Annotated in this window: 31 protein-coding genes; 14 read left to right on the top strand and 17 right to left on the bottom strand. The window is 68.0% G+C overall.

The window, feature by feature from the left end; all coding sequences use genetic code 11:
• Positions 1-64: 64 nt before the first annotated feature.
• From ACTMTI_RS52535 to ACTMTI_RS52515, 5 genes are all read left to right on the top strand, one after another.
• A complete protein-coding gene (locus ACTMTI_RS52535; protein ID WP_441128485.1) occupies positions 65-442 on the top strand; it encodes a winged helix-turn-helix transcriptional regulator in 378 nt (125 codons plus the stop codon).
• Positions 443-747: 305 nt separating this feature from the next.
• The gene (locus tag ACTMTI_RS52530) at positions 748-1,230 is read left to right on the top strand and encodes a MarR family winged helix-turn-helix transcriptional regulator (protein WP_441128483.1); all 483 of its coding nucleotides are present in this window, start codon (positions 748-750) and stop codon (positions 1,228-1,230) included.
• A gap of 86 nt (positions 1,231-1,316) precedes the next feature.
• On the top strand, positions 1,317-2,408 hold the full coding sequence (locus ACTMTI_RS52525) for an NAD(P)/FAD-dependent oxidoreductase (RefSeq protein ID WP_441128482.1): 1,092 nt from the start codon (positions 1,317-1,319) through the stop codon (positions 2,406-2,408).
• A gap of 12 nt (positions 2,409-2,420) precedes the next feature.
• Positions 2,421-3,413, top strand: coding sequence for an aldo/keto reductase (locus tag ACTMTI_RS52520; protein ID WP_441128481.1), 993 nt, complete (start codon positions 2,421-2,423; stop codon positions 3,411-3,413).
• A 29-nt stretch (positions 3,414-3,442) separates the two neighbouring features.
• Positions 3,443-4,357, top strand: coding sequence for an LLM class flavin-dependent oxidoreductase (locus ACTMTI_RS52515; protein ID WP_441128479.1), 915 nt, complete (start codon positions 3,443-3,445; stop codon positions 4,355-4,357).
• A 96-nt stretch (positions 4,358-4,453) separates the two neighbouring features.
• Here the strand turns inward: ACTMTI_RS52515 and ACTMTI_RS52510 are convergent, their stop codons facing one another.
• The gene (locus tag ACTMTI_RS52510; protein WP_441128477.1) at positions 4,454-5,110 is read right to left on the bottom strand and encodes a maleylpyruvate isomerase N-terminal domain-containing protein; all 657 of its coding nucleotides are present in this window, start codon (positions 5,108-5,110) and stop codon (positions 4,454-4,456) included.
• A gap of 227 nt (positions 5,111-5,337) precedes the next feature.
• Positions 5,338-5,655 (bottom strand): CGNR zinc finger domain-containing protein, encoded by a 318-nt coding sequence (locus tag ACTMTI_RS52505; RefSeq protein WP_441128528.1) that lies wholly within the window; start codon positions 5,653-5,655, stop codon positions 5,338-5,340.
• A 44-nt stretch (positions 5,656-5,699) separates the two neighbouring features.
• Between ACTMTI_RS52505 and ACTMTI_RS52500 the strand changes: the two genes are divergently transcribed.
• Together ACTMTI_RS52500 and ACTMTI_RS52495 are read left to right on the top strand one after the other, a co-directional pair.
• A complete protein-coding gene (locus ACTMTI_RS52500) occupies positions 5,700-6,449 on the top strand; it encodes a metallophosphoesterase (protein WP_441128475.1) in 750 nt (249 codons plus the stop codon).
• 126 nt (positions 6,450-6,575) lie between these two features.
• Positions 6,576-7,007 (top strand): LysE family translocator, encoded by a 432-nt coding sequence (locus ACTMTI_RS52495; protein WP_441128526.1) that lies wholly within the window; start codon positions 6,576-6,578, stop codon positions 7,005-7,007.
• On the opposite strand, the gene ACTMTI_RS52490 is transcribed toward ACTMTI_RS52495, so the two are convergent.
• Both ACTMTI_RS52490 and ACTMTI_RS52485 read right to left on the bottom strand, forming a co-directional pair.
• The gene (locus ACTMTI_RS52490; protein WP_441128473.1) at positions 6,985-7,782 is read right to left on the bottom strand and encodes a class I SAM-dependent methyltransferase; all 798 of its coding nucleotides are present in this window, start codon (positions 7,780-7,782) and stop codon (positions 6,985-6,987) included. The genes ACTMTI_RS52495 and ACTMTI_RS52490 overlap by 23 nt on opposite strands.
• 202 nt (positions 7,783-7,984) lie before the next feature.
• Entirely contained in the window at positions 7,985-8,557 is a 573-nt protein-coding gene (locus ACTMTI_RS52485; RefSeq protein ID WP_441128471.1) for a TetR/AcrR family transcriptional regulator, read from the bottom strand.
• A gap of 49 nt (positions 8,558-8,606) precedes the next feature.
• Here ACTMTI_RS52485 and ACTMTI_RS52480 point away from each other — a divergent pair, with 49 nt between their 5' ends.
• Positions 8,607-9,503 carry an alpha/beta fold hydrolase gene (locus ACTMTI_RS52480; RefSeq protein WP_441128469.1) on the top strand — a complete coding sequence of 299 codons (897 nt, stop codon included), beginning with the start codon at positions 8,607-8,609 and terminating at the stop codon, positions 9,501-9,503.
• Between the two features lie 32 nt (positions 9,504-9,535).
• Here ACTMTI_RS52480 and ACTMTI_RS52475 read toward each other — a convergent pair whose 3' ends face one another.
• Entirely contained in the window at positions 9,536-9,928 is a 393-nt protein-coding gene (locus tag ACTMTI_RS52475; protein WP_441128468.1) for a hypothetical protein, read from the bottom strand.
• Positions 9,929-10,217: 289 nt separating this feature from the next.
• On the opposite strand from ACTMTI_RS52475, the gene ACTMTI_RS52470 reads away from it, so the two are divergent.
• On the top strand, positions 10,218-10,820 hold the full coding sequence (locus ACTMTI_RS52470) for a helix-turn-helix domain-containing protein (RefSeq protein ID WP_441128467.1): 603 nt from the start codon (positions 10,218-10,220) through the stop codon (positions 10,818-10,820).
• A gap of 41 nt (positions 10,821-10,861) precedes the next feature.
• Here ACTMTI_RS52470 and ACTMTI_RS52465 read toward each other — a convergent pair whose 3' ends face one another.
• Complete coding sequence (locus tag ACTMTI_RS52465) at positions 10,862-11,233, bottom strand: DUF4345 family protein (RefSeq protein WP_441128465.1); 372 nt, start codon at positions 11,231-11,233, stop codon at positions 10,862-10,864.
• A gap of 265 nt (positions 11,234-11,498) precedes the next feature.
• Here ACTMTI_RS52465 and ACTMTI_RS52460 point away from each other — a divergent pair, with 265 nt between their 5' ends.
• Together ACTMTI_RS52460 and ACTMTI_RS52455 are read left to right on the top strand one after the other, a co-directional pair.
• Positions 11,499-11,801 (top strand): ArsR/SmtB family transcription factor, encoded by a 303-nt coding sequence (locus ACTMTI_RS52460; protein ID WP_441128463.1) that lies wholly within the window; start codon positions 11,499-11,501, stop codon positions 11,799-11,801.
• Positions 11,798-12,316: an SRPBCC domain-containing protein gene (locus ACTMTI_RS52455; RefSeq protein WP_441128461.1), complete on the top strand. Its 519-nt coding sequence runs from the start codon at positions 11,798-11,800 to the stop codon at positions 12,314-12,316. The genes ACTMTI_RS52460 and ACTMTI_RS52455 overlap by 4 nt, the downstream gene beginning before the upstream one ends.
• Positions 12,317-12,439: 123 nt before the next feature.
• Here ACTMTI_RS52455 and ACTMTI_RS52450 read toward each other — a convergent pair whose 3' ends face one another.
• The 5 genes from ACTMTI_RS52450 to ACTMTI_RS52430 all read right to left on the bottom strand — a co-directional run bounded on the left by ACTMTI_RS52450 (position 12,440) and on the right by ACTMTI_RS52430 (position 16,778).
• Positions 12,440-13,288, bottom strand: coding sequence for a phosphotransferase (locus ACTMTI_RS52450; protein WP_441128459.1), 849 nt, complete (start codon positions 13,286-13,288; stop codon positions 12,440-12,442).
• 489 nt (positions 13,289-13,777) lie between these two features.
• Complete coding sequence (locus ACTMTI_RS52445) at positions 13,778-14,290, bottom strand: DinB family protein (RefSeq protein ID WP_441128457.1); 513 nt, start codon at positions 14,288-14,290, stop codon at positions 13,778-13,780.
• Between the two features lie 277 nt (positions 14,291-14,567).
• The gene (locus ACTMTI_RS52440; RefSeq protein WP_441128455.1) at positions 14,568-15,680 is read right to left on the bottom strand and encodes a serine hydrolase domain-containing protein; all 1,113 of its coding nucleotides are present in this window, start codon (positions 15,678-15,680) and stop codon (positions 14,568-14,570) included.
• 349 nt (positions 15,681-16,029) lie between these two features.
• Complete coding sequence (locus tag ACTMTI_RS52435; RefSeq protein WP_441128453.1) at positions 16,030-16,188, bottom strand: hypothetical protein; 159 nt, start codon at positions 16,186-16,188, stop codon at positions 16,030-16,032.
• A gap of 17 nt (positions 16,189-16,205) precedes the next feature.
• Positions 16,206-16,778 (bottom strand): dihydrofolate reductase family protein, encoded by a 573-nt coding sequence (locus tag ACTMTI_RS52430; protein ID WP_441128452.1) that lies wholly within the window; start codon positions 16,776-16,778, stop codon positions 16,206-16,208.
• Positions 16,779-16,850: 72 nt separating this feature from the next.
• Here ACTMTI_RS52430 and ACTMTI_RS52425 point away from each other — a divergent pair, with 72 nt between their 5' ends.
• On the top strand, positions 16,851-17,423 hold the full coding sequence (locus tag ACTMTI_RS52425) for a TetR/AcrR family transcriptional regulator (protein ID WP_441128450.1): 573 nt from the start codon (positions 16,851-16,853) through the stop codon (positions 17,421-17,423).
• 277 nt (positions 17,424-17,700) lie between these two features.
• On the opposite strand, the gene ACTMTI_RS52420 is transcribed toward ACTMTI_RS52425, so the two are convergent.
• From ACTMTI_RS52420 to ACTMTI_RS52410, 3 genes are all read right to left on the bottom strand, one after another.
• Positions 17,701-18,753, bottom strand: a complete 1,053-nt coding sequence (locus tag ACTMTI_RS52420; RefSeq protein ID WP_441128448.1) for a CU044_5270 family protein — start codon at positions 18,751-18,753, stop codon at positions 17,701-17,703.
• Positions 18,750-19,262, bottom strand: a complete 513-nt coding sequence (locus ACTMTI_RS52415; protein ID WP_441128446.1) for an RNA polymerase sigma factor — start codon at positions 19,260-19,262, stop codon at positions 18,750-18,752. Before ACTMTI_RS52415 ends, ACTMTI_RS52420 begins: the two co-directional genes overlap by 4 nt.
• A 118-nt stretch (positions 19,263-19,380) precedes the next feature.
• Positions 19,381-19,521, bottom strand: coding sequence for a hypothetical protein (locus ACTMTI_RS52410; protein WP_441128525.1), 141 nt, complete (start codon positions 19,519-19,521; stop codon positions 19,381-19,383).
• Between the two features lie 33 nt (positions 19,522-19,554).
• Between ACTMTI_RS52410 and ACTMTI_RS52405 the strand changes: the two genes are divergently transcribed.
• Positions 19,555-20,130, top strand: a complete 576-nt coding sequence (locus ACTMTI_RS52405) for a hypothetical protein (protein WP_441128444.1) — start codon at positions 19,555-19,557, stop codon at positions 20,128-20,130.
• Between the two features lie 132 nt (positions 20,131-20,262).
• Here ACTMTI_RS52405 and ACTMTI_RS52400 read toward each other — a convergent pair whose 3' ends face one another.
• The 3 genes from ACTMTI_RS52400 to ACTMTI_RS52390 all read right to left on the bottom strand — a co-directional run bounded on the left by ACTMTI_RS52400 (position 20,263) and on the right by ACTMTI_RS52390 (position 22,408).
• Entirely contained in the window at positions 20,263-20,997 is a 735-nt protein-coding gene (locus tag ACTMTI_RS52400; protein WP_441128442.1) for an NADPH-dependent F420 reductase, read from the bottom strand.
• A 222-nt stretch (positions 20,998-21,219) separates the two neighbouring features.
• Positions 21,220-21,573: a hypothetical protein gene (locus tag ACTMTI_RS52395; protein WP_441128440.1), complete on the bottom strand. Its 354-nt coding sequence runs from the start codon at positions 21,571-21,573 to the stop codon at positions 21,220-21,222.
• Between the two features lie 88 nt (positions 21,574-21,661).
• Positions 21,662-22,408: an SDR family oxidoreductase gene (locus ACTMTI_RS52390; protein WP_441128438.1), complete on the bottom strand. Its 747-nt coding sequence runs from the start codon at positions 22,406-22,408 to the stop codon at positions 21,662-21,664.
• Positions 22,409-22,554: 146 nt separating this feature from the next.
• On the opposite strand from ACTMTI_RS52390, the gene ACTMTI_RS52385 reads away from it, so the two are divergent.
• Positions 22,555-23,397 (top strand): helix-turn-helix transcriptional regulator, encoded by an 843-nt coding sequence (locus ACTMTI_RS52385; RefSeq protein WP_441128436.1) that lies wholly within the window; start codon positions 22,555-22,557, stop codon positions 23,395-23,397.
• The last annotated feature ends 606 nt before the right edge of the window (positions 23,398-24,003 follow it).

Here is a 24,003-nt window from a genome sequence, read left to right as displayed (position 1 = left end):
GATGCGTCACTATTGAAAGCCTTACAAAAGGCACATGCATGTGCCTTACACACAGGGGGCTGTCATGTCGGAGTACGAGCACACCTGCATGATCCGAGGAGATGGCGGGCGGACGATCCGCGCCATCCTCGACCGCATCTGCAACAAGTGGACGTTGCTGATCGTGGCGACCCTCGATCAGGGAACCCTGCGCTTCACCGACCTGCACCAGCAGGTCCCAGGGATCTCCCAGCGCATGCTGACCCTGACGCTCCGGAACCTCGAACGCGACGGCCTGGTCTCCCGGACGGTGCACGCCGAGGTCCCGCCACGGGTCGAATACGCACTGACCTCCACCGGAAAGAGCCTCATTCCACCCGCACTGGCCCTCGCCGGCTGGGCCATCGAGCACGTCCCGCACATCGAGGCCAGCCGAGAGGCCTACCAGACCCGAAACCAATGACCCGATGCCCCGCCTCCAGCTACTTCGCCCCTGGGTCAAACCTGGCATGCCGCAGCTGTGCGATCCCGATGAGCCGGATCGGGGCGAAGACGGTCTGTAAGCAGATCAGCCGCCGGGCCGGTACCCGGCAAAGGCTACGGTTTGGGCGTCGTCCTCGCGCAGCAGGGCTCAGGCTCCGCCGGCGCAGATGGAGGGCTGTCCACCCCGCCGAAGCGCCGGCTGCAGGCGGCCAAGCGCGGTGACCTGCCGGGCAGGGGTAGTTCGTCCTGCGAATTGTAAGGGTGTTTGGATGTTACCATGAACGCGTGGGAAAGCATGATGAGGGCCAGATCGGGGTGGTGGCCGCACTGGTGCGGTCCACGTTCCTGGTGAACGCCGTATACGCCGAGTCCGCCAGAGAATATGGTCTCACCTCGCAACAGGGGCAGTTGCTGTGCGTGCTGATGGCGCAGCCGTACGGCATGAGCGAGCTGGGCGCGATGCTGGGGCTGGCCAAGTCCAGCCTCACCGGCCTGGTGGACCGCACCGAGCGCAACGGCCTGGTCCAGCGCAAGCCGGATGCGCAGGACTCGCGTGCGGTGCGGATCGCGCTCACCAGGAAGGGCTCCAGGGTCGCGGAGGAGTTCTATGTCGAGGCCTGCAAGCGGATCGAGAGCCTGACGACGGGATTCGCCGACGCCGACCGCAACACGCTCGCCGGCCTGCTCGGCCGCGTCGTGCAGGACAACAAGGTCCCCGTGGTCTTCCTGGAGCCCGGCGAAGGAGCCCTCCCGGAACGCGAGAATTAAAACGCCCCCGGGTTGCAGTTCGCTGTACGAACTAATATGGTTCGTATCACGAACTCAACCTTCTTTGTTGATCGGGGCGTGCAATCATGAGTCGTACAGTGGTGGTCATCGGCGGCGGTTACGGGGGTTCGGCACTCGCCAAGGCACTGGCTGCCGAGGCCGAGGTCATCCTCATCGATCCCCGTGACGCGTTCGTCAACACGGCGGGGTCGCTGCGGACGCTGACCCAGCCCGACTGGGGAAGCAACATGTTCTTCCCCTATGCCGAGTTCCTGAGCCGGGCCACGGTGATCCGCGACCGTGCGGCTTCCGTGGATCCCGGCGGCGTCACCCTGGCCTCAGGTCAACGGGTCGAGGCCGACTATCTGGTCCTGGCCACGGGCTCCAGCTACGCCTACCCGGCCAAGCCCACCGCCGACTCCACCGAGCAGGTCCTGGACGATCTCCGCAGGACCCACAAGGAGCTGGCCGGTGCGGACCGGGTGCTGATCCTGGGCGCCGGGCCGGTCGGTCTGGAGCTGGCCGGGGAGATCAAGGAGGTCTGGTCGCACAAGCACGTGACCGTCGTCGACCCGGCCGAGCAGCTGCTGCCCGGGTTCCAGCCGGAGCTGCACCCAGACCTGCACCGCCAGCTCGACGAGCTCGACATCCACCTGCGGCTGGGCACCGATCTGACCGCGCCGCCGGCGACCGAGCCCGGCCAGGCCGAGACGTTCACCGTCACCACCACCGGCGGCGAAGAGATCACCGCCGACATCTGGTTCCGCGCCCACGGCGTGCGCGTCAACAGCGACTACCTCGCCGACGGCCGACTCACCGCCCGCACCCCACAGGGGCAGGTCCCCGTCACCGAAACCCTCAACCTCCGCGGGTACGACCACGTCTACGCGATCGGCGACATCACCGACGTCCCCGAGGCCAAGATGGCCGGGTACGCGATGCAGCACGCCGAGGTGGTGGCGCGCAACATCATCGCCCAACTGCACGGCGAGCGGCCCGAGGCCACCTACCAGCCCTTGCCGCACCCCACGATCCTGCTCCCGCTCGGACCGCGTGGCGGCGTCGGACAGCTGCCCACCCCCGACGGCCCGGCCGTCGTCCCGGCCGAGACGGTGTCGGCGTACAAGGGCGCCGACCTGTTCACCGGCCGCTTCACCGAACAGTTCGGCTCCGCCTGAGAGGGGGCACACGTGCAGTACACCCACCTTGGCCGCAGCGGCCTTTCCGTGTCCCGGCTCGTCCTGGGCACTATGAACTTCGGGCCGGAAACGTCCGAAGCCGACAGTCACACGATCATGGACCGCGCGCACGAGCACGGCATCAACTTCTTCGACACGGCCGACGTGTACGGCGCCAAGCCGGGCGATGGCGTCACCGAACAGATCATCGGCGGGTGGTTCGCCGACGGCGGAGGCCGGCGCGAGAAGACCGTGCTGGCCACCAAGCTCTACCTTCCGACCGGCGATGGGCCCAACGACAGGTTCCTGTCCGCGCTGCACATCCGGCGCGCCTGCGAGGCGTCACTCAGGCGGCTGCGGACTGACTACATCGACCTCTATCAAATGCACCACATCGACAGGAACACGCCATGGGAGGAGATCTGGGAGGCGTTCACCGTCCTGCGCCAGCAGGGAAAGGTGCTCTACTTCGGCTCGTCCAACTTCGCCGGCTGGCACATCGCGCTGGCCCAGGAGGCCGCACGGTCGCGGCACTTCCTCGGGCTGGTCAGCGAACAATCGATCTACAACCTGATGAACCGCTGGGTCGAGCTGGAGGTGCTGCCCGCGGCTCGGCACTACGGGCTGGGCCTGATCCCGTGGTCGCCGCTGCACGGCGGAGTGCTCGGCGGCGTCTTGCGCAAACAGAAGCAGGGCGGCGCCTCCCGCGGCGGCTCGGGACGCTCGGCCGCCACACTCGCCGCACACCAGGACACCATTGAGGCGTACGAGAAGGTGTGCGCCGACATCGGCGAGGACCCGGCGCACGTCGGTCTCGCCTGGCTGCTCGCCCAGGACGGCGTCACCGGGCCGATCATCGGGCCGCGGACGGTCGAGCAGCTCGACGGCTCGCTCCGCGCGCTGGCGATCACGCTCGACGACAGCACGCTGGCCAGGCTGGACGCGTTGTTCCCGCCACCCGCGCCGAACGGGGCCAAACCCGCGCCCGAGGCGTACGCCTGGTGATCAGAAAATTCGAAAGGAAAGGCAGAACCTTGTCTGGACACGACGTCGTCTTCGGCTTCGGCGCGCACAGCGGCATCGACGAGGTGCCGGAGCTGATGCGTATGGCTCAGCAGGCCGACCGTGACGGGCTCGACCTCTTCTCGTTGTCGGACCATCCCTACTTCGGCGTGCGGTTGGACGCCTACGCCGCACTCGGCTTCATTCTCGGACGTACGCAGCACATCGCCGGCCTCGTCAACGTCACCAACCTGCCGACCCGGCCCGCTCCCATGCTGGCCAGGACCGTGACGTCGCTGTCGGCGCTGTCGGACGGCCGCGTCGTGCTGGGCATGGGCGCGGGCGGGCTGTGGGACCGGATCGCCGACATGGGCGTGCCGCGGCTGTCACCGGGCGCTGCCGTGGACGCCTTCGAGGAGGCGATCGTCCTGGTCAAGAAGCTGTCGGGCGGTGGCCCGCCGGTCACCTACCAGGGCCGTCACTACCAGGTGCACCAGATCGAGCCGGCTCCCGTGGCCGCGCCCCCGGTGTGGACGGGATCGAACGGTGCGAAGTCCCTGGCCGCCACCGGCCGGGTGGCCGACGGCTGGATCCCCGGCCACGCGGCGGACTGGCGCAGCGAGCGCTACCGGACCTCGCGGCCGATCATCGACGAAGCGGCGGCGGCTGCGGGCCGGGATCCGCGCGAGATCCGCACGATCTACAACTTCCCCGGCCGCATCACCGACCGGCCACTGCCCACCACCCGTGACCACGACGGCCGCTGGATCGGCGGCTCCGTCAGCCAGTGGGTCGAGGAACTGACCGAGGCCGTGCTGGAGCACGACGCGTCGGGCTTCATCCTCTTCTCGGCCGATCATGGCACTTCTGACCTCGTCACCCTGGGCCGCTGGGCCAGGGAGATCGTCCCAGCCGTACGCGAAGCGATCGCGGAGAAAAACGGCTGAGGCCAGTCGCTCGGCACCCGCTCGATGGACGCGGTCGTACCGATCTCGGTCTCCCGGTCGTCTTGCGCGCGCCGAAGGTCCCGTTCAGCCAGACGATCATCCGAGGACGAGCGGGAGTCTCGCGGCCAGCTCGCCCAGTTCGGCCTGCTCCGCGTCGGTCGTGGCACGCCGTCCGGTGCCGACCAGCAGCGCGTCCTTGTCGGAGAACGACGCGGGGAACGCGGTCCCGGCGATCTTCTCCAGCATCTCCCGGGATCGGGCGAGCCCTTCCGCGGGCGGTTCCGCCGCGTCCGGGAGGTGCGCGACCAGGTCGAGATGGTGCAGCGTCCACTCCAGGACGTACGCGGAGAGGTAGTCGCCCGCGGTGAGGACCTCGTCGCGGGTGCCGACCCGGAGGTGCGGGTCGGCGAGTTCGGCGGCCCGGCCGGCGGCGGAGCCGACGTCGTCGAAGTGGAACCTGAGCAGCCGAGGCTCCTCGTACGCGGCGGCCAGCCGGACGATCAGCGCGTCCAGCGGGTCGTCGCCGGTCGGCGGCGTTTCGGCGACCTCCCAGTAGGTCACCGCGTCGCGGGTCGGTTCCGTTTCGGCGGGGGTCACGAGGGTGATCAGGACGTCCTGAGCGTCGATGACCAGATGGCACACCAGGTCCCGCACGAGCCAGCCGGTACAGCCGGACGGCTGCGCGAAGTCCTCGTCCCGGAGTTCGGCCACCGCCGTGCGCAACGCCGTCCAAGAGCGTGAAAAGAGATCCACATCGGCAAGGTAATGCGGTGCCGCAATGGCGGACAAGCGCATTTGGACGGTCGGCCCGCGTACCCAGACGATCGGCTCGTGTCAGAGGCGGCGGATCTTCCCTCCGGCCGGGGGCCTCGACGTCAATGGCCGTCATGGGTGCGCTTCCGGCCGGCACCAGCGCGGCGGCCCGCCGCGTGCCCCGCCGGCCGCATCCGCCCGCGGCGCAGATCCGCGACCTGGCGGTCCTAGCCCGTCACGGCGTTGTGGCGCTGGTAGTGGCGCGCAGCCCGGGCCCTGTTACCACATGACGGCTTGCACCACTCTTGTCGCCCATGGCTCTTGACGAAGTAGCGCACGCAGCGCGGCGCGTTGCAGGCCCGCAATTGCTCACGCTGCGGACCGCTCAGGAAGTCGATGGCGGCACGAGCCAGAGCCGCGACCAGCCGGACGCCCGCGTCACGCTCCGCCGACAACATCTCCGTCCGCGGAGCCCCGCTCGAGGGCCAGTTCAGCTGCGGGACGACCGCTTCACGGGCGGCTGCCGCGTTGAGGTGGGCATAGATGGCCCATGGGTCGTCGTGGGCTTGTATCGATGGAGAACCGTGCGATGACGTTGCTGCTGGCTCAGATCAGCGACCTTCACCTCGACGGCACCGACAGGGCGACCCGGCGCGCCACCCACGTCATGGACTACCTGCGGGCTCTGCCCCGCCCGGTCGACGCCCTGCTGGTCACCGGCGACATCGCCGACCACGGCGAGGAGGCCGAGTACGAGCAGGCCGCCCACATTCTGGCCGCCCCCTTCCCGGTGCTCACCTGCCCTGGCAACCACGACGCCCGCCCGGCCTACCGGAAGGCGCTGCTGCGGCAGCCGTCCGAGCTCGGCCCCGTCAACCAGGCGCACCACATCGCCGGCACGGCCATCCTGATGTGCGACTCCACCATCCCCGGCCGCGACGAGGGCCGCCTGGACGCCGAAACCCTCGCCTGGATGCACGCCACCCTCGACGGGCTCGGCCCGGACATGCCCGCGCTCATCGCCTTCCACCAACCGCCCGTCGAACTCCACCACCCGCTGCCCGACTCCGGCCGGCTGGAACAGCCCGACAAACTGGCTGTGCTGCTCGACGCCCACCCCCAGGTAGTCGCCGTCCTCACCGGCCACGCCCACACCGCGGCCGCCTCCACCTTCGCCGGCCGCCCGCTGATCGTCGGCCCAGCAGTCACCTGGACCCTGCGTATGCCTTGGGAAGGCGACCAGCCCGCCGACCGCGAGCAACCGCCCGGCCTCGCCTTCCACGTCCTGGACGATGAGCGCCGCCTGACCACCCACTACCGCGTCGTACCCGAGGCATGATCCAGCCGTACGCCGTCGCGGCGTTCCTCCTGGCGATCCTGCCCATCATCGCCACTCCGGGCGCCAGCCTGACCCTGCTGGTCCAGCACGTCACGGCCAGCGGCCGCAGGCAGGCCCTTTTCCGTCATCCTCGGTACGGTCAGCGGCCTGTACGCGCACGCCGCCCTGGCCATCGCCGGCCTGTCGGCCCTGGTCATGCACTCCAGCCAGGCCTTCACCGTCGTCAAGCTGCTCGGCGCGGCCTACCTCGTCGGCCTGGGCCTGTGGACCTGGCACTCCACGACCCTGCCCCAGTCTTCCGCCCCGGCGGACCCACCCAGACGCACTCGCTCCGTCTACACCCAGGCCCTGCTCGCCAACGTGCTCAATCCGAAGGCGGCTTCCATCTACTTGACGCTGGTTCCGCAGTTCGTCGTCTCCGGCCGGTCCTTCGGCGGGCAGATCGTCACCCTGGCCACCACCCACGCCCTGCTGATGGTGGTGTGGTTCTGCTTTTCGGTGCGCTCTCCCCCTCTTTGGCCTCCTTACCTCCACGTCACAGGCGTCGGCCGATGGTGAGGACGACCGACCAGTGGCGGGTAAGTCGTCCGTCCGGGCGCGCGGCGAGGAGGCGGCGTATCTCTTGGTAGAGGTGTTGGCGCTTGGCCGGCTCCATGGCGATGTGGCCGGAGAATGTGTCGAGCAGGGCGATGTATTCGTCTGCCGTATAGCGCAAGGCCCACACGTAGAGCCTCGTCCCGACCACCGTGAAATGTCCGGAGGCATCGAACTCGGCGGCAATGGGGTCGGGCTGGTCCTCGGGCGGTGGTGGAGGCCACGGGCCGCCATGGCCTTCGCCGATCTCCTCGTAGACCTTCTGGATCTCGGTGAAGAACGGGTCGAAGCCTGCCGGCATTGCGTGGTCGGCGTTCCACACGGCCAAGTGGCCGCCCTGGGCGAGCAGCTTGGCTGCTTTCGCGTATTTGACCTCCGGGTCCACCCACTTCCACGCCGTGGCCGCGTAGGCGAGGTCGAAGCGGGCCCCTGTCGGCGGCTCCCAGCCTTCGAATGACGACGTGATCACGGAAACGTCGGAGAATTCGGCGAGTCGGTGCCGCGCCTCCGCCGCCAGGGCATCGCCGAGTTCGACGGCCGTGATCCGGAAGCCCATCCGCGCCAAGGGCAGCGTGGCTTTCCCCGGACCGCATCCGACTTCGAGCAGGTGCGCGGGTGGCGTGACCCCCGTGATCGCCAGCAGGTCGGAATACAGCTCGGCCGGGTAGTCGGGGCGCGCGTCTTGATAGAAGGCAGCCACTCTGTCGAAGGTGGCTCGCAGCCGAAGATCGCCGGACATGCTCCAAGCCTGACAGTGCGGCAACACTGCTGTCACCGGAGTTTCCGGCTGCCCTACCAGGCCACCTGAAAAGGCATGTCGCGGGAGGAACTCCGGCTGGACGGAGATCACGCTATTCAAGATCTGGTGACGACGAGCCTGTGATCAGGTCCGGGCCGCCGGACGACCACCTCCTCGATCTCTGGGCGCACCGGTTGCCGTACTAGCGGAACACCTCATCGAGATGGCCGGTAAGCAGTGTCACCGCCTCCCCACCCGTGTACTGACCGGCGAGCACGCTCAACTGCAGGCCGGACACCAGTGCGAGGGCCACGGCCGCCCTGGCGTGCGGGTCGCCGCTCACCTTGGCCTGGCTGAACTGCTCTGTCACGACGTCACGCAGGGCGTTGGCGTAGGACAGGCCGGCCGCCGCCTGGTCCGGCTCTGTGAGGGTGAGCGCGAAGTGGGCGGTGTAGGCCAGGACGATGCGGCGGCTCTCCTCGTCGGTGGGCAGCAGTGCGGTCAGCGCGCCGTACAGGAAGGTGCGGGGGGTGGCGGGCTCGCCGAGCGCGGCCACTTCCCGCGCCACCCGCCTGCCGAGCTGCTCACCCAGATAGGCGAGCACCGCTGCGAGCAGCTCCTGCTTGGTGTGGAAGTAGTACTGCACCAGCCGCAGCGAAACGCCCGCCTCGGCGGCGACTTCGCGCATGCTGGCCGCTTGCAGGCCGCGCGAGGCGGCGATGCGCACGACGGCCTCGGTGATCTGGAGACGGCGTTCTTCGTGGTCCACTCTCATCGGCACACGTCATGATACAGCCGTATCACTACAATGATACAGTTGTATCATGAACGAACGTCCCGCCATCGGCCGTTTTCGCAATGACCGGGCTGCCCAGCGCTACTTCGCGGGTTACGACGCCGTGATTCGCGACTGGCCCGTTCCCTTGGAGCCGCTCGACGTCCCCACCGGCTATGGCACCACCCGTCTGTACCGCACCGGCGCGCCCGAAGGACTGCCGGTGATGTTCCTGCCCGGCATGGGCGGCAACTCGCTGGGCTGGATCCACGCCAGCGGCCCCGTCGGCGCTCACCACCCGGTCTACCTGGCCGACCCCCTCGGCACGGCAGGCCGCAGCGATCAGACGGCGCCACTGCGCGACACCAAGGATCTGGCCGACTGGATCCGCCAGGTGCTCGACGGCATCGACGTGCCCCGCGTCTACCTGGTCGGTTTCTCCTACGGCGGCTACATGTCGCTGGTGCAGGCGGCACGCACGCCGGAGCGGGTGGCGGGGATGACGCTGCTCGACCCGGCCGCCTTCCGCGTGGCCGGCTTGACCCACTACGCGTGGGGATTCGGCTGCGGGATCGGGATGCAACTACCGCCCCTCCTGCGCCGCCCGCTGGCCAAGCTGTTGTACAGCGACTCGATCAACCGGCCGGAAGACGTCAGGGTCGCCATCTCCGGCACTTATCTGTACAAGGGCGCGCAGCCCGCGATGGTCCCGCTGACCGACGACGAACTGGCGGTGGTGACCGCACCGACACGCATCTTGTTCGGCAAGCACAGCACGATGCAGGACTCGGCCGCCGTCGCCCGCCGTCTGGCCCGGGTGCTGCCCGCCGCCGAGGTCGAGCTCGTGCCCGGAACCGGGCACGCGATCGCGCTGGACGTACCAGACCTGGTCAACGCCCGCATCCTGGAACACGCGGCGAAAGTCTCCCGCCCGGCCGGCCCTTGATCCGTTGAGCAGGTGCTCATGCGTACCAAGCTTCATGGTCGCGCCGTCCATGCGCGGGTGAGGATGGTGGCCGCCGCGAGCGCGACGAGCGCGATCACGTCGGCAAGTGCGACTGGGGTCAGCTTCGCGTGAGCGTCTGGGGACGTGGACACCAGGGCGATGAACGACAGCTTGCCGACCGCGGCTGCGATCAGCACCGGTATCCGCAGGGCCGGCAGGAAGGCCGCCACCAGAAGTGCGCCCCCGAGCAGGGCCAGCATCACCGCGCGGTGGCGGAGGAGCAGGGTGCTGGTGGGGTCGTCGGTCATGACTCCGTAGGTGGTGGCCAGTTTCGACGGCATCAGCGCGATGAGTCCCGGCAGGACGTTGAGCAATCCCACAGCGCCGAACAACAGCATCCCGATCACGTGGGCAGACAGGCGCATCGTATCCTCCATTGAACGTTTCCGATCCGGCAAGCGTGCGGGGGCGCCGATGTCAGTGCTTCCATGGACCCGTCGCGCTGCGGCCACGACGAAGGTTCCGCCCGCGCCGGTGATCGGAGCGGCGGTGTGGCTGTGGCCTGGTGGTGCTCTGTACGCGGGGCCGTCGCTACGGCTCGGGCCGCACTCCGGCGCGGTGTCGTGCCTTGCCGTAGGGGTGGACGCGCCCTTCGTCGTACAACGTGCACCCGCTGGCGCATTGCCGGCGCGGACCGCTCTCATCGCGCCACGGGTGCGACACCACATCACCGCGGGTGGCGACCGTATGGTGTTCCTCTATCTCGACCCGGGTTCGGCCTCGGACGCGGCGTGCCGCGCCAGGTTCACCGCAGGCGACCGGGATGTCCTGGTCCGGCATGAGGCCGAGGCCGCCATCCTCGCTCAAGCGGCACGACTTTCCGCGCACAGTCCCACCGAGCAGATCACCACGTGGATCGCCGAAGCCACCGGCTACGACGCGACGTCGTTCACCGACCCGCGGATCGGCGTCGCCATCCGGCGCCTGCTCGGTGCCGACCAGCCGTTGCCGGCCGTCCTTGTGGCCGAAGAGCTGGGGCTGTCGGAGTCCCGTTTCCTGCGGCTGTTCAGGGACAATGCCGGCACCTCCTACCGGCGGTTCCGCTTGTGGGCGCAGATGCACCGAGCCGCCCGGGCACTGGCCGCAGGGCACAACCTCACCCGGGCCGCGGCAGACGGCTACTTCGCCAGTCCGTCCCATTTCAGCACCGCATTCCACGCCATGTTCGGTCTTACCCCGAGCGCCTTGCTCTCCGGTGGCCTGACGATCCGGTGTCTGGATCCCGGACCGACAGGCGTACCAAGGAAGAGCGGCTGACCGGCACCGACGTGTCCCGATCAATCGCCGCCGGGCACCGTCTACCAGCCGCCGCCCGCCAGCAGCGCGCCGCCGCCAACGATCTCCACCCAGAAGTACAGCCAAGACGGATAGAACGCTGAAGGCCGCTCGACCGCCCGCGCCACCAGCCGTCCGAAGGCCATTCCCCAGAGGGACACGGCGACGGCGGTGACGACGCCCCGCCGGATCCCGCCCGCATCGGCCGCCGCCACCATAAGCAACCCGGCGACGGCCACACCGTAACCTCCATACACGGCGCGGATCTCCGTCCGGGCCTCGACCGAGTCGGCGATGATCCGGAAAGGCCTGATCAGTGCGGCGGGTGCGACGAGACCGTACACGCTCATTCCGAGGAAGAAGACCGCCACCACAGCGATCACGGCAGCCGCCATAAGGGTCCTCCCTGAGTGCGCCAACAGTGTGTCCAGAACGAGGATGACGCGGGATGTCGCACGCGGCTTTCACGAACCTGCCATGACGGCCCTCCACTCCGTTCGTTTCCGGCCATGCCCAGCTGGGGTCGGGCCGCTGACGAGCGGGATCGGCCATCAGAGGCGCACCGATCGGCTGACCCAGAGCGGATGGTGGCGGGCCATCGGGGAGGCTGGCTCGGTCCCGGGGTTGCAAGTTCATATTTCCATCTGGCAATATGTGCACGTGAGCGCCTACGCAGCCCTGGCTGAGCCGCACCGCAGGCAGATTCTCGACCTGCTGCGTGATGGTGAGCGGCCCGTTGGAGAGCTGGTGAAACGCCTTGATCTCAGTCAGCCCGGCGTGTCCAAGCACCTCAAGGTATTGCGCGAGGCCGGACTCGTCGTGGTGCGCACGGAGGGCAAGCAGCGTGTGTACGCGCTGCGCCCAGAACCCCTTGCCGAGGTCGACCAGTGGCTGGAGCCCTATCGCATGTTCTGGTCGAGGCGCCTCGACGCCCTGGAACAACATCTTGAGGAGAACCCGTGATTCACGGAACCCTGGAAACGATCGACGGTCGCCCAGCGCTGCGCTTCGAACGCACGCTCCCCTACCCGGTCGAGCGCGTGTGGCGAGCTGTCAGCGTGCCGGCAGAGCTCGAGCGCTGGTTTCCCGCGGCCGTCGACTGGACACCGGCGGTGGGTGAGACCTTTGAGGCCGGCGGCGCGACCGTCGAGGTGACCGAGGTCGATCCACCCCATCGCCTGGCTTGGGTCTACGCCGGCCAGCCGTACAGCTTCGATCTGGCCGCTGACGGAGACGGCTGTCGCTTGATCTTTACCCACGTCATCGACGACCGCGACCTCTCAGCGCAGACCGCTACCGGCTGGGAGGCCTACCTCTCGCGGCTCGAGCCTCATCTCGCCGGCAAGGACCTCTCCGAAGAGGAAGCACACGAGCAGTGGGGGGAAATTCACGAACGCTACGCCGAGCGCTTCGGGGTCGACCCGACGCCGGGCCGGCGCTTCGCGGCGACTCTGCGTGGAGACAACGGCGACGCCTGAGTTACCGCACTACTGCATCGGGACGGCGGAGGAACAGGTCGCCGTTCATCAGGATCTCCGTGGTTCCGGGTGGTTTCCTCGAGACTGTGATGATCGCCCGCTGCTCGTCACGGGTCAAGATCGTCAAGCCCAGTCCAGTCCGTAGCGATCGAGGGCAGCTCGAACCTGGTTGAGCCCCTCCACTCTCCAGTAGTGCCCGTTGGGCAGCTGGTCGTCTCGGCGCCAGCGCCAGGTCGTGAACAACGCCCACATCAGGATGCGGCACTGGTGAATCAGGTCGTGGTCAGCCCCCGGATAGTGCTCTCCAACTTCTTCGGGGGCATGGGCGAGGTCAAACTCGATCGGCCCACGGCAGCACGTCGCGAGGTCTACGAAGAGCGGCCCTCTCCTCGTCTTGAGCAGGTTGCCCGGATGCGGCTCGCCGTGCAACAGCTGCTCGCCGGCTTCCCTGCTGCTGATCGTGGTGCTCAGGCTACTGAGTGTCTTGGTGAGGAGTTCCCGGTCGGGACCGAGCAGCGCTGGAGTCTGCTCTCGGTCGCCCACCTCTCTAAGTGCACCGGCGACTCGATCGGTGAAGTGCGGTGCACCCAGATCGACCTGGCGCAGGGCGGCATGGTGCCGCACAAGCGCGCCTGCATAGTGGGCCGGCGCGATCTCTGATCCCACAGGTTCGTAGTAGGTCCAGAGCGAGATAGCGAAGCCATCACGCAAATAGACTCGGGGTTCGACCCGAGGCTCAAGCTCAGCCACCGGACCGTCGACTTCGGAGAGACGGCGAGCAACCTCTACTTCGAACTGGGAGTCAGCTCGATGCGCTGAGGGTGCGACCCGAGCAAGAACCTCGCAAGGGACCAGGCGCAACGCGATGCGGTCCGAGTTGTTGATGACGACCACATCGTCGACCTGAAGGCCCAGCGCAGAAGCAGTTGCCCTCCCGGCCTCAACTGCGCGACGAAGTTCCGATGCGTCCATACCGTCCTCTCTCAATCTTGAGTACACGTCTGGGAACAACAACGACGTCCCCAATGTCTACGCGAAGATCACTCGGCACACCCGCCAACCCACCAAAAGCCAGCCAAGCCGGACCCGGACGCCCTACCGACAGCACCACCGGACCACGCACACGCCACCCTCGATCAAGAATGCCGCCCAACCCCAACCCGGCGGCAAAATCGCAAGCCAAGGACCTGCACCGGCCGTGCTATCCCTGCAGACCCTGCTGCGCCTCCCGGTCCCGTCGAGCGCCGGTCCAATCGGCCGACTTGCTTTCTCCTCTTCCGCGGACAGACAGCCTTCAGCCGACCGGAGGAATAATCGAGATGGAGCGCGCGCAAGCGAAGCCGAGGACGAACGATCTTCAGCTGCGACGAGGCGTGGCCATCATCGGGCCCGCCGAGGACGTCCCGCCCGAGCTAGAAGTCGTCCCGTCATCGGCGACTGCTGCTCCGGCGGGGGTGGACGTCATTCCTCTGTGGTGCCGTCGGTGAGTTCGCGGAGGATGTCGGCGTGGCCGCAGTGCCGGGCGTACTCCTCGATCATGCCGATCATGACCCTGCGGACGTCGATGGTGGTGCCGCGCTTGGTGGTGAAGGTCCGGTCCAGGTCGGCTGTGGCCATGATGTCCCGGGCTCGGGCGCAGATGGCCAGGTAGCGCTCGACGTCGGGCTGCAGCCCTTCGCTGCGGGTCAGATCCCAGTCCCAGTCGACCTCTTCGCCGTCGTAGTACGCGTACGGCTCCTTCGAACCGGCCACGCACTCGACGAACCACCATTGCTCGATCGTGGTCATGTGCCGGATCAGCCCGTGCAGGGTGGTATCCGAGCCGACCAGGCGGCGACCGGCCTGCTCCTGGGTGAGGCCTTCCAGCTTGGCCAGCAGGGTGGCCCGGTGATAGTCCAGACAGGTTTCCAACGCGGGTTTTTCGGCGGCGACATTGGGCGGGTCGATTCGTTGCAGGGGCGAGGTGAAAATCATGTCGGCATTGTCATGGACGCGCTGCGGCAAGGCCACTGAATTTCAGGCGCACCGGATCCCGGCCAGAATGCCGGGTGCCCACGGCCCACAGGTCTCCAGGGCTGGTGCCACTGAGCGACTCCACTCTCGTGCTTCGGCGAGCGTGTGGTCGTGAGCAGCCCAAGCGATGAGTTCCCGGCGCAGCAACTCCTCGGCGGTCAGCGTTGTGTCGGGCTGCAGCCACCCGCGATCGTGGGCGAACTCCGCGTAGATCGAGGCGACACGTCGGGCGCCGCGGTCAATCGGCGTCCCCGTCACTGCCGAACTCGATGTCGAGGATGGCCAGGAACGCCGCATAGGCTTGTGGGGACCAGTCGGTGTTCACGTGGCCGGCGACCAGGTGCGTGCCGTCGCGGCTGCCCATGACGAGGGTGAACGTGCCGTAGTCCGCGCCGCCGTTGCCCCACACGTGCACGCCGCTCTCGAGCTTCTGCTCGACCCACACACCGAGCCCGTAGCGGGTGTTGGGCAGCCACCCAGAGCCGTCGGTCGACACGGTCGTGAACATCTCCTCCATCTGCGCCGGCTTGAGGATCCGACCTGAGAGCAGCGCCGAGAAGAACGTGAGCAGGTCTCCGGTCGAGGAGATCATCCCGCCCGCGCTCCAGGCGGTTGTCTCATTCGACTCGGTCGCGTCGTGCAGCGGTGCTGCTGGATCGGGCAATTCCAGCCTGGAGTAGTGCACCGGATGCGGTCCGGGGATAACCGTCTGCGTGGTGGGCAGCGAAGTTCCGGTCAGGTCGAGCGGCCGCAGAACGAGCCGATCAAGCACATCGCCGTACGATTCGCCGGTGGCCTTCTCCACCATCATCGCGGCCAGGTAATACTGCGTGTTGGAGTACCGGAATCCCTCGCCGGGCGCGTTGTAGGGCGGATGCCGTAGGGCGATCCTCACCAGTTCTTCGGGCGTGAAGACCTTGAACCGGCGTTCGTACCATGCCTCGCCTTGGCCACTGGCGTAGAACTCCGGGTCCATGGAGAAGTTGAAGATGCCGCTGGTCTGGTTCAGCAACCGCCGCAACGTGATCTTGTCGCCGTCATAGTGACTGTCATCGAGCAAGCCGGGCAGCCACTTCTCCACCGTATCGTCGAGGCTGAGCACGCCTTCACCGACCAATTTCAGCACGGTGGTGGCGGTGAATGCCTTGGCGGCACTGCCGATACGGAACAACTCCTCCGGAGTGCGCTCGCGGCCGGTGCTGATATCGGCTTTGCCCGCAGACGCGAACCAGTGGGAGTCGCCCTTCCAGATCTCGGTCACGATGCCCGGCGTCGCGCCCGAAGACACTGCGTCCTCAAGTACGCGCTGCACCGCCTCGCGGTTGGTTCCGGTGTTGCGTGTCGTTGCCATGGCGTCTCCTTCAGTCGCCTTTGATCATTTCCTTATAACGAAACGCACGGGATTTTGGTCGTTGTGGTGGGTGGAGTGCCGGCTCGGCGGGCGTGTGCGGGTGTGTAGGGCGGGCCCGGCGCCTGCCGGCTGGGGTGCTCCCAGGCTCGGCACTCCTCGGCGCGGGCCTAATCCGTCTGCTGGATCATGTCGCAGGAGGCGCTGCTGACGATGCCGCAGCGGCCGCTCCGTCAGACCGGCCATGTCCGGGATCACCGGCGGCGTGGTCCTCGGGTCGGGACGGGCGTCCTCAACCTGCATCTCGGCCGGCCGGCGCGCCTCTCCGGGGCGTGCTGGCGCGCCGGCCCGCTCAGTACCCGCTGCGGCGGGGGGCGGCGGTCGGGCGGCGGGAGAGGTTGGTCCGGCCCGTGGGCTTGAGGTCGCGCGCCGGGTGCTCGTTCCGGTGCGACGACGGGGCCTGGTGGTCTGTCTTGGCCGGGGTGATCGAGGCGGGGAGTTTGATATGCATGCTTCCTCCTTGCGGTTTTAAGCCCTGGTGAGCCAGGTGACCTGGGCGCCGTTGTCGAAGGACTCGCGCCGGGCGGGGGTGAACAGGGTGGGGCGGAACTGTCCGGAGAACATGGGGACGCCCGTGCCCGCCACCACGGGGTAGCTCTTGAGGATGATCTCGTCGATCTCCGGGAGCAGGGAGGCGGCGAGCTTGCCGCCGCCGCAGAGGTAGATGTCCATGCCGGTGTCCTCGGCCTTCAGCCGCCGGATGAGCTCGATCGGGTCGCCTGTCTCCACCTGCACCGTGGGGTCGTCGATCGTCAGAGTGCTGGAGACGACGTACTGGCGCAGGTGGGAGTAGGGGCTGGTGGTGGGGACGTCCAGGGCCGGCTCGTAGGTGCCACGGCCCATCACCAGCGTGTCGAAGACCTTGTTGGGCACGCCGTCGAGGCCGACGAGCTTGCGGACGTGGGTGGGGAGCGTCTCGGGGTAGCGGGTGTTGATCCAGGCGGCCATCTCGTCCGACAGCGGATAGAAGTCGAACTCGGCGTTGGGGCCCGCGATGTAGCCGTCGAGCGAGACGCCGACGTAGTACACAAGCTTTCTCATACCGATCAACTCCCGATGTAGTACTCTGCTTAGAGTGGTTTCAACGTAGTACTACATGTGGAGTGGTGTCAAGTGCGGAGCAATCCCGAGCGGCGGCAGGCGCTGATCGACGCGGCCATCGAGGTGCTGGCCAGGGAGGGAGCGCGGGGGCTGACCTTCCGGGCCGTCGATGCGGAGGCGGCTGTGCCCCCGGGCACGGCCTCCAACTACTTCGCCAACCGCGACGACCTGTTCACCCAGGTCGGCGGGCGCATCTATGAGCGGTTGCTGCCCGACGAGGCCACGATCAGCCGCAGCCGGGAGGGCGTGCAGGACGAAACCCGCTATGCCGAGCTCATGCACGAACTGGTGGATCGGGTCTCCGCCTTCAACTCCGGCTACCTGGCCCTGCTCGAGCTCCGACTGGAGTCCACCCGGCGCCCCGAACTGCGCGCCGTGCTCACCAAGCGCATCCGCGAGGACATCGACGCCAACATCGGCCACCACGCCGCCTCGGGCCTGCCCGGCGACTCGACCTCCGTGGTGCTCCTCTACCTCACGCTGAACTGGCTCATCGTGGAGCGGCTGACACTGCCCGACATCTTCACCGAGCAGGAGATCCACGAGCTGGTGGACGCCGCCGTGCGAAGATCGCTGAATGCCTGACACGGAAGGCCACCCGACGGTTCTCGAAAACGATCACCCCTCACGCGGGAAGCGATCTTCGTACTCTCCTGTCCCGCCAGGTCATCCGCTCTTGTGGACACCCCACCCAGGTCAAAGGCCGCTGCCGGCGGCCGCAAGTCGAAGCTGTCGGTGGAGCAGAAACGCAACATCCTCGCCGTCCTGATCGCCGGGGCCACCAACCTGGGCCTGACCCGCATGTCGGAGGCGTGCGGGCTGGCCGGCGGGCTCGCGCCGTGGCCGGCCAGCCCGGCGGCCTTCACTCGGCGGAGGGCGGGGATGGCCGGGTGTCGGTCCAGCCGGACTCCAGCACCATGTTGACCCGGTCTTTCACCTGCGGCATGCCGCCGGTGACTTCGAAGGTCAGCACCTTGGAGGTGTCGGGGTCGATGATCAGTCTGCCCTGGGTGGGTTGGCCCTGCTGGATCGGGAAGGTCACGGAGACGCCCGGCCGCCCCTGCGGATCGGTGGTCCGGCCTTCGACCCGCACTGCGGGCAGCGTCGCCAGCGCCTGGTAGGCGGCGCTGCGCACCTGTGGGGAGGCGGGCAGCTCGTACAGGAGTGATGCCAAGGTGGGCGGCAAGCCGTCCTCCACCGAACCGGCGAAATCCTGATCGCTGCGGATCGCCTCAGCGGCCCGCTTCTTCAGTGCTTCGGGGTCGGCGGGCAGCGCCTCGATCTCCTTCAGGGTCAGGGGCATGGCACTCCAGTAGAGCTTCTGCTCCCCCTTGAGCCGAGTGAGCGTGCCCTCACCGGGCGAGGTGGAGTAGACGCCGCCGTCCTTCCCCATCTCCCATTCGGTCGGCGAGCCGTCCCGGCGCCATGCCTCCACATCCAGGGGGCGTGCGGCCATCTGCCTGCGGCCGATCCAGCCTCGGCCATCCTTGGCCACCCACGTCTCCGAGAGGTATGAGGTTTCCAGACGGTAGGTGTTGCCGTTCTGGCCGTACGGTCCCGCCGAGCCCACGTACAGCTGCTTGAGATGCCAGTAGGCGCCTTCTGGGGCGGCTTGGGCCTTGGCAGCGGCGGCCAGCAAGATCGACGTGCCCGAAAGGACGGTGCCGCCGGGTGTGACCGTGGGAGAGGGCGATGCGGTGGGGGTGACCTGGCCGAGGAAGACCGCCGCCGCGGCCGCGGCCGCGGCCGCTGCGAGCCCGATGGCACCGGCCCGCCACGGCAGACGCCGGGCCGTCCGGTGCGGGCGCGCCTGGGTCGCCATGATCGCCGCACGCAGTTCGCGCGCGCCGGGCCCCTGATCCGGCGCGTGTGGTGCCGGGTCGATGGCCCTTACCAGGTTGTCGATGTCGCTCATGCTTCCCCCATCGCGATTGTCAAGGACGCCTGCCGCTCCAGCGCCGCCGCCATCCGTTTGCGCGCCCGATGCAGCCGGGTCCGGGCGGCAATAGCCGTACATCCCAAAACTTTGGCGATCTGCTGGCTGGTCAGGCCCTCCCAGCAGGCCAGCGCCAAGACCTCGCGGTCACGTTCGGGCAACCCGTCGAAGGCGGCGCGAACATGGTCCAGATCGACCGGTCTGACCGGCCGGTCGGCTGCCAACTCCGCACGCAGCCGTTCGGCGAGCACGGCCCTGCGGGATTCGCCGCGCTGCTGGTTGGCCAGCACGCGGCGGGCCACCCCGTACAGCCACAGCAGCGCCTCCTCACCCTCGGGCACATCGCCGATGCGCCGCCAGGCAGTGAGGAACGTCTCGGAGATGACATCGGCCGCGTCGTCGGGCGAACCGGTACGGCGGGCGGCGTACTGATGTATCGCCGGGTAGTACGCGTCATAGACCGCTTCGAAGCGATCTCGGTATGTCACAAAGTCTCCTTGCCGAAAGGTGCCGGACACCTGGTAAATGTCCGGCACTTCTCGGAATGTGGCAGCCCGCTATGAGCAGGCCCCCGAGTAGGAAAAGTACGGCGAACCGGGGTTACTGTCACATCTGTTGACATCCGTGGTCTGACCAGGCCAGTCTTGCCGGATGGGGCCGCATCCCGACGTTCATGGCCTGGGCCACCAAGACAGCGGCGATCGATTTGATCATGTCCTCGCGTCGGGACGGCGCGTCGTCGGACACGTGGGTGAAGGCATCCAGGCAGCCGGTCCAGGAGTGGACCTCGAGGAGTGCCTCGGGCAGGTCCACGGCGGGGATGCGGGCGTCGACGGCGGCCCGGAGCTTGGTGAGGCTTTCGGGTTCGTCGAGTTTGTCCAGGCCGGTCAGGACGAGGCGGTCTTTGCCGTTGTCGGATTTCTCGATGCGCAGCCACTCGTTGCGGGTGCCGTCGCCGTCGGAGTGGCGTCAAGGTGGAAGAACCCGCCGAGCTGGGTGATGTCGGGAACGGTGTTGTACCGGCCCCACAGGCTCGGCTGTTCCTCGGTGAGAAAGTTCGCCATCGTGGAGGTCTCCCGTGCCCAGACAAGCGACAGCGCCCCCATCAAGCGGTTCGAGGTGAAGGCGCAGCCGATATGGGTTCAGCGGACGGCAGACAGGAAGCCGTCCGGCAATGGGCGGAATTGTTGCAGGCCAGCACCGACCGAAGATCCATATCGAGTGTTCCGGCTACAACGATCACCAATCGTGATCTATCGGCTGCTGGGGCTGGTTCATCGTTCGCGGTCAATGGCGGTGGCACGGCTTTCCTTGGGCGGCTCAGTCGCGTGGTCCTGTGCAGGAGTGTGTCGATGACGAGTGTGGCCAGGGCGTCGGGGTTCTGTGCGGCCGGGTCGTGCTCGGTGCCGGGTCTGTTGAGGGCTTCGCTGAGTAGGGCGTAGTACAGCCGGGGCGCGAGTTCCACACGCGAGCGCGGTGGCGCTGGTGTCAGCGGTGGGCGGCGCGGTTCATCTCGACGACGTCGTCCAGCGTGGGCGCGTCCCCCAGGGCGGCGAAGCGCTCCATCATGCTGTCGCGGACGCGCATGTCCTTGTCCCGGTCGGCCGCGGCCAGCGCCGGGCCCATCTCCTCCAGGGTCAGCTCGGTGCAGTAGGCCGGGCCCATGGGCTGCTGGCGCCAGGAGTCGGCGAGCGTACCGGCGTCGAAGGGGTCGAAGCCGGTGTCGTCCACGAGTTGCATGGCCACTCGCCGCGACTCCTGCGAGTCGGCTGCGACGGGGATGGCGATGCGGCCCGGGGTTCCCGCCGGGACGCCCTTGGCCCGCTGGGTCTCGGCCAGGGCGGCGTTCCACGCCTTGACCAGCGGCCTGCCCAGCAGCTCGGCGTTCCGCACGCTCTCCACCTGCCCGTTGTCCACGGCCTCGATATGGCCGCTGAGGTGCGGGTAGTAGTTAGAGGTGTCGATGACCACCGTCTGCTCAGGTACGGAGGACAGCAGTCCGGCCAGTTCCGGGACCCGATCGAACGGGATCGACAGGATGATCACATCCCTGTCCCGCACGGCGGCCTCGGGGGCCACGGCACGGGCGCCGGAGGCCAGCACGTCGGCCGGGACGGCCGCGGGGCCCCGTGCGTCGGCGACCTGCACCTCGTGACCGGCCTCGCTGAGCTTGCGGGCCAGGTTCCCCCCGATCGCCCCCGCACCAATAACCGTGACCTTCATGATTTGTCCTTTTCTGGGTCGTGCCGCTCCAGGGCGGCACGGTGAATAGCGGTGCGGACGGCTCCGCCCGCCGTCGTCGGCAAAGGGCACTCGCGCTCGCCGACCAGCCCGTCCCTGTGCCTGCGTCTGGTCGCGCGACGGGGTTATCCATGGGCTGTTCACGAGAGGCTCCGGCCTACGGATACCGGAGGCGCTGGTGATCGCTTCCCAGAGTGATCTTTGTCAGGGATGACCGAAGCCCCAGACTCCCGCCCAGGCAGGCGCCGAGCATCCGGCCACACCGATAACGGCCACATACCACTGGGTAATGCCTCTGACCGGCTGTTGTTCTGCGGCGGGGCCGCGCTGGGCGATCCGGATCGGCCCTGTCGGGTGGCCCAGCGCGGCGACCGTGCGCCGGTACTGCAGCGCATCGACTTCGACGCGGCGATCGGCGGCTGGCTCACCGATCGTGCCGCCGTCTCCCGCACTGCCGACCAGGACAGACACCCGCCGGTCCGCCCGGTGCGGGCAGCGGGTGCGGTGGGCGGCAAGTCCCTGCGCGACGCGGGTCGCGCCGACGGCCGCTGCGTTCACCTGATCTCCGCGCCGCGCGACGACGGCATCGTGCCGGCCGGAGCGAGACCGACGCCAAGAACAACGAGATCACCGCATTCCGGCCCGCTCAGCGGAAATTGCTGAGCATGGCCAGGACGTCGTCGTAGGTACCTTTCGCCGTCGCGTCGCGAAAGAACCTGGCACGCTCGACGACGATCTCCCTGGCGTCGGGCCTTTCCCGCAAAAGGTCCACGGTCTCGGTGAGGTAGTCCTCCAGCGGCATGGACCTCTCGTCGTCCTGCTGGCCGAGGAGGGTGGTGCGCACAGCCGGCGGGATCACCTCGATCACCTGGACGCCGCTGTCGGCGAGCTGCACGCGCAGACTCTCGCAGAAGGAGTGCAGCGCGGCCTTGGTCGCGCTGTAGGTCGGGGTGACCGCCAGCGGCACGAAGCCCATCGCCGAAGTGACGTTCATGACGACCGCGTCGTCCTTGCCCGCGAGCAGGGGCAGGAAGGCGTACGTCATCCGGATCGTGCCGAGCAGATTGATCGCGACGTGGTCCTCGGCGACCGGGAGGGAGGCGGGGTCGAGGAGGTTCTCCCGCAGCATGATGCCGGCGTTGTTGACCAGGACGTTCAGGTCGGGATGCGCGGCCGCCACCGTCTCGGCGGCGCGGGCGATCGACGCGGGGTCGGCGACGTCGAGGACGAGCGCCGCGATGCCGGGGTGGGCGGTCGTGATCTCGTCCAGGAGTTCCTTGCGGCGGCCGGCGACGATCACTTTGTTGCCGGCCTCGTGCAGACGCAGCGCCAGGCCGAGCCCGATGCCCGAGGTGCCACCGGTGATCAGGATCGTGTTGCCGGTCATCTTCATGGGAGTTCTCTCCTTCGCTGGCTGCGGGCCGGTGAGCGCCCGCAGCCCCGACCGTAGGGGCGCCCGCGCGGAGGCGGGAGGGGAAGGTTTATCCATGGATCGGCGGTCCCTGGCTGGGCCGACGCAAAACGACGACAATGGGAGGCATGGACAGGAAAGAACTGGCGGAGTTCCTGCGCCGGCGGCGCGAGCTGCTGCGCCCCGCCGACGTCGGACTGGTCAAGGGTCCACGTCGGCGCACCCAGGGGCTGCGCCGCGAGGAGGTCGCCCAGCTCGCCGGCATGTCCACCGACTACTACGCCCGCCTGGAGCAGCAGCGCGCTCCGCAGCCGTCCGTCCAGATCACCACCGCCCTCGCCAGGGCCCTGCGCCTGACACCGGACGAACGCGACCACCTCTTCGCCCTCATCGGCCACAACGCCCCGGCCTGCTTCCATCCCTCCGAGCACGTCAGCCCGACCCTCCTGCGGGTCCTGGAACGCCTGAACGCCGACACCCCGGCCCTGGTGCTGACCGACATGGCCGAAACCCTCGCGATGAACCCGATCGCCACCGCCCTGCTCGGCGACCGGACCCGCCATACGGGCCTGGCCCGCAGCTGCTTCTACCGCTGGTTCACCGACCCGGCCGAGCGCCTGTACTACGCCGAAGAAGACCGCCCGCGCCACACCCGCACCCAGGCAGCACGCCTGCGGGCCGCGCTGACAGCCGGCAGCGACGTCGACCGAGCCGCCCGTATGGTCGCCGAACTCCACGAAATCAGCCCCGAGTTCGTCCGCGTGTGGGAACTCGGGGAGGTCGCCCGGCGCTATGAGGAGTCCAAGACCATCCTCCACCCCGACCTCGGCCGTATCGACGTCGACGCCCAGTTCCTGTGCACCCAAGACCGCACGCAGACCCTGGTGGTGCTGGCCGCCCGCCCCGGCACCGACAGCCAGGGAAAGCTCGAACTGCTCTCCGTCATAGGTCACCAGCAGTTCGCCCCCTAACCGGCACCGCCTTGGGGGCGAACCAGGGGGCAGCCGAGATACGCCGGAGAGCGGCCATAGCGATCTTGAAGGTGGTGAGGGAGAGGTGCATCTACCGGCACCTCACCCGCGAGAACGCCTGACCACCACGCATACGCCCGGACACGGCAGGCTACTTGTCCGTCCGCCGTAGCTATACGAGCGCAGGGCCGTCCTGCACGCGCTCCCCGCCGGAATTTCACACTTCGGACAGGGGTGACGTTCGACCGCTTTCGCGGCCCGATCGGGCGTGAACTCCATCCCCCAGGTCTCGCAGAACACCTTCGCGAAAGCCCTGACTTCTGCGAGGACTTCTGCGAACGAAAACCAGGACAAAACAGTCACGAATCGAGGGCATCGAAGAACTCGCAGAGATGTTCATTTATGAGAATCGCGATACGTCACCATTGGTGACGGAAAGTATCGGCCTGGGTTGAGGCGTACCGCCAGCCACTCCCAGCCTCCCGCAGCCACCATCGCCTCGCGCGGCCGCCGCGACGCGTTCACCGGGCAGGGCCGAAGCGTTCTCATGTTGTAAGACCGAGGAGCTGGAGTCCGTCGGCGGGATGACTGCGGTAATGGTCGGTG

It is taken from the genome of Nonomuraea sp. H19, assembly GCF_052068215.1.
In the GTDB taxonomy this organism is placed as follows: Bacteria; Actinomycetota; Actinomycetes; order Streptosporangiales; family Streptosporangiaceae; genus Nonomuraea.
Note: the sequence above shows the minus strand (reverse complement) of the source record. Positions and strands in the feature narration are given on the sequence as shown.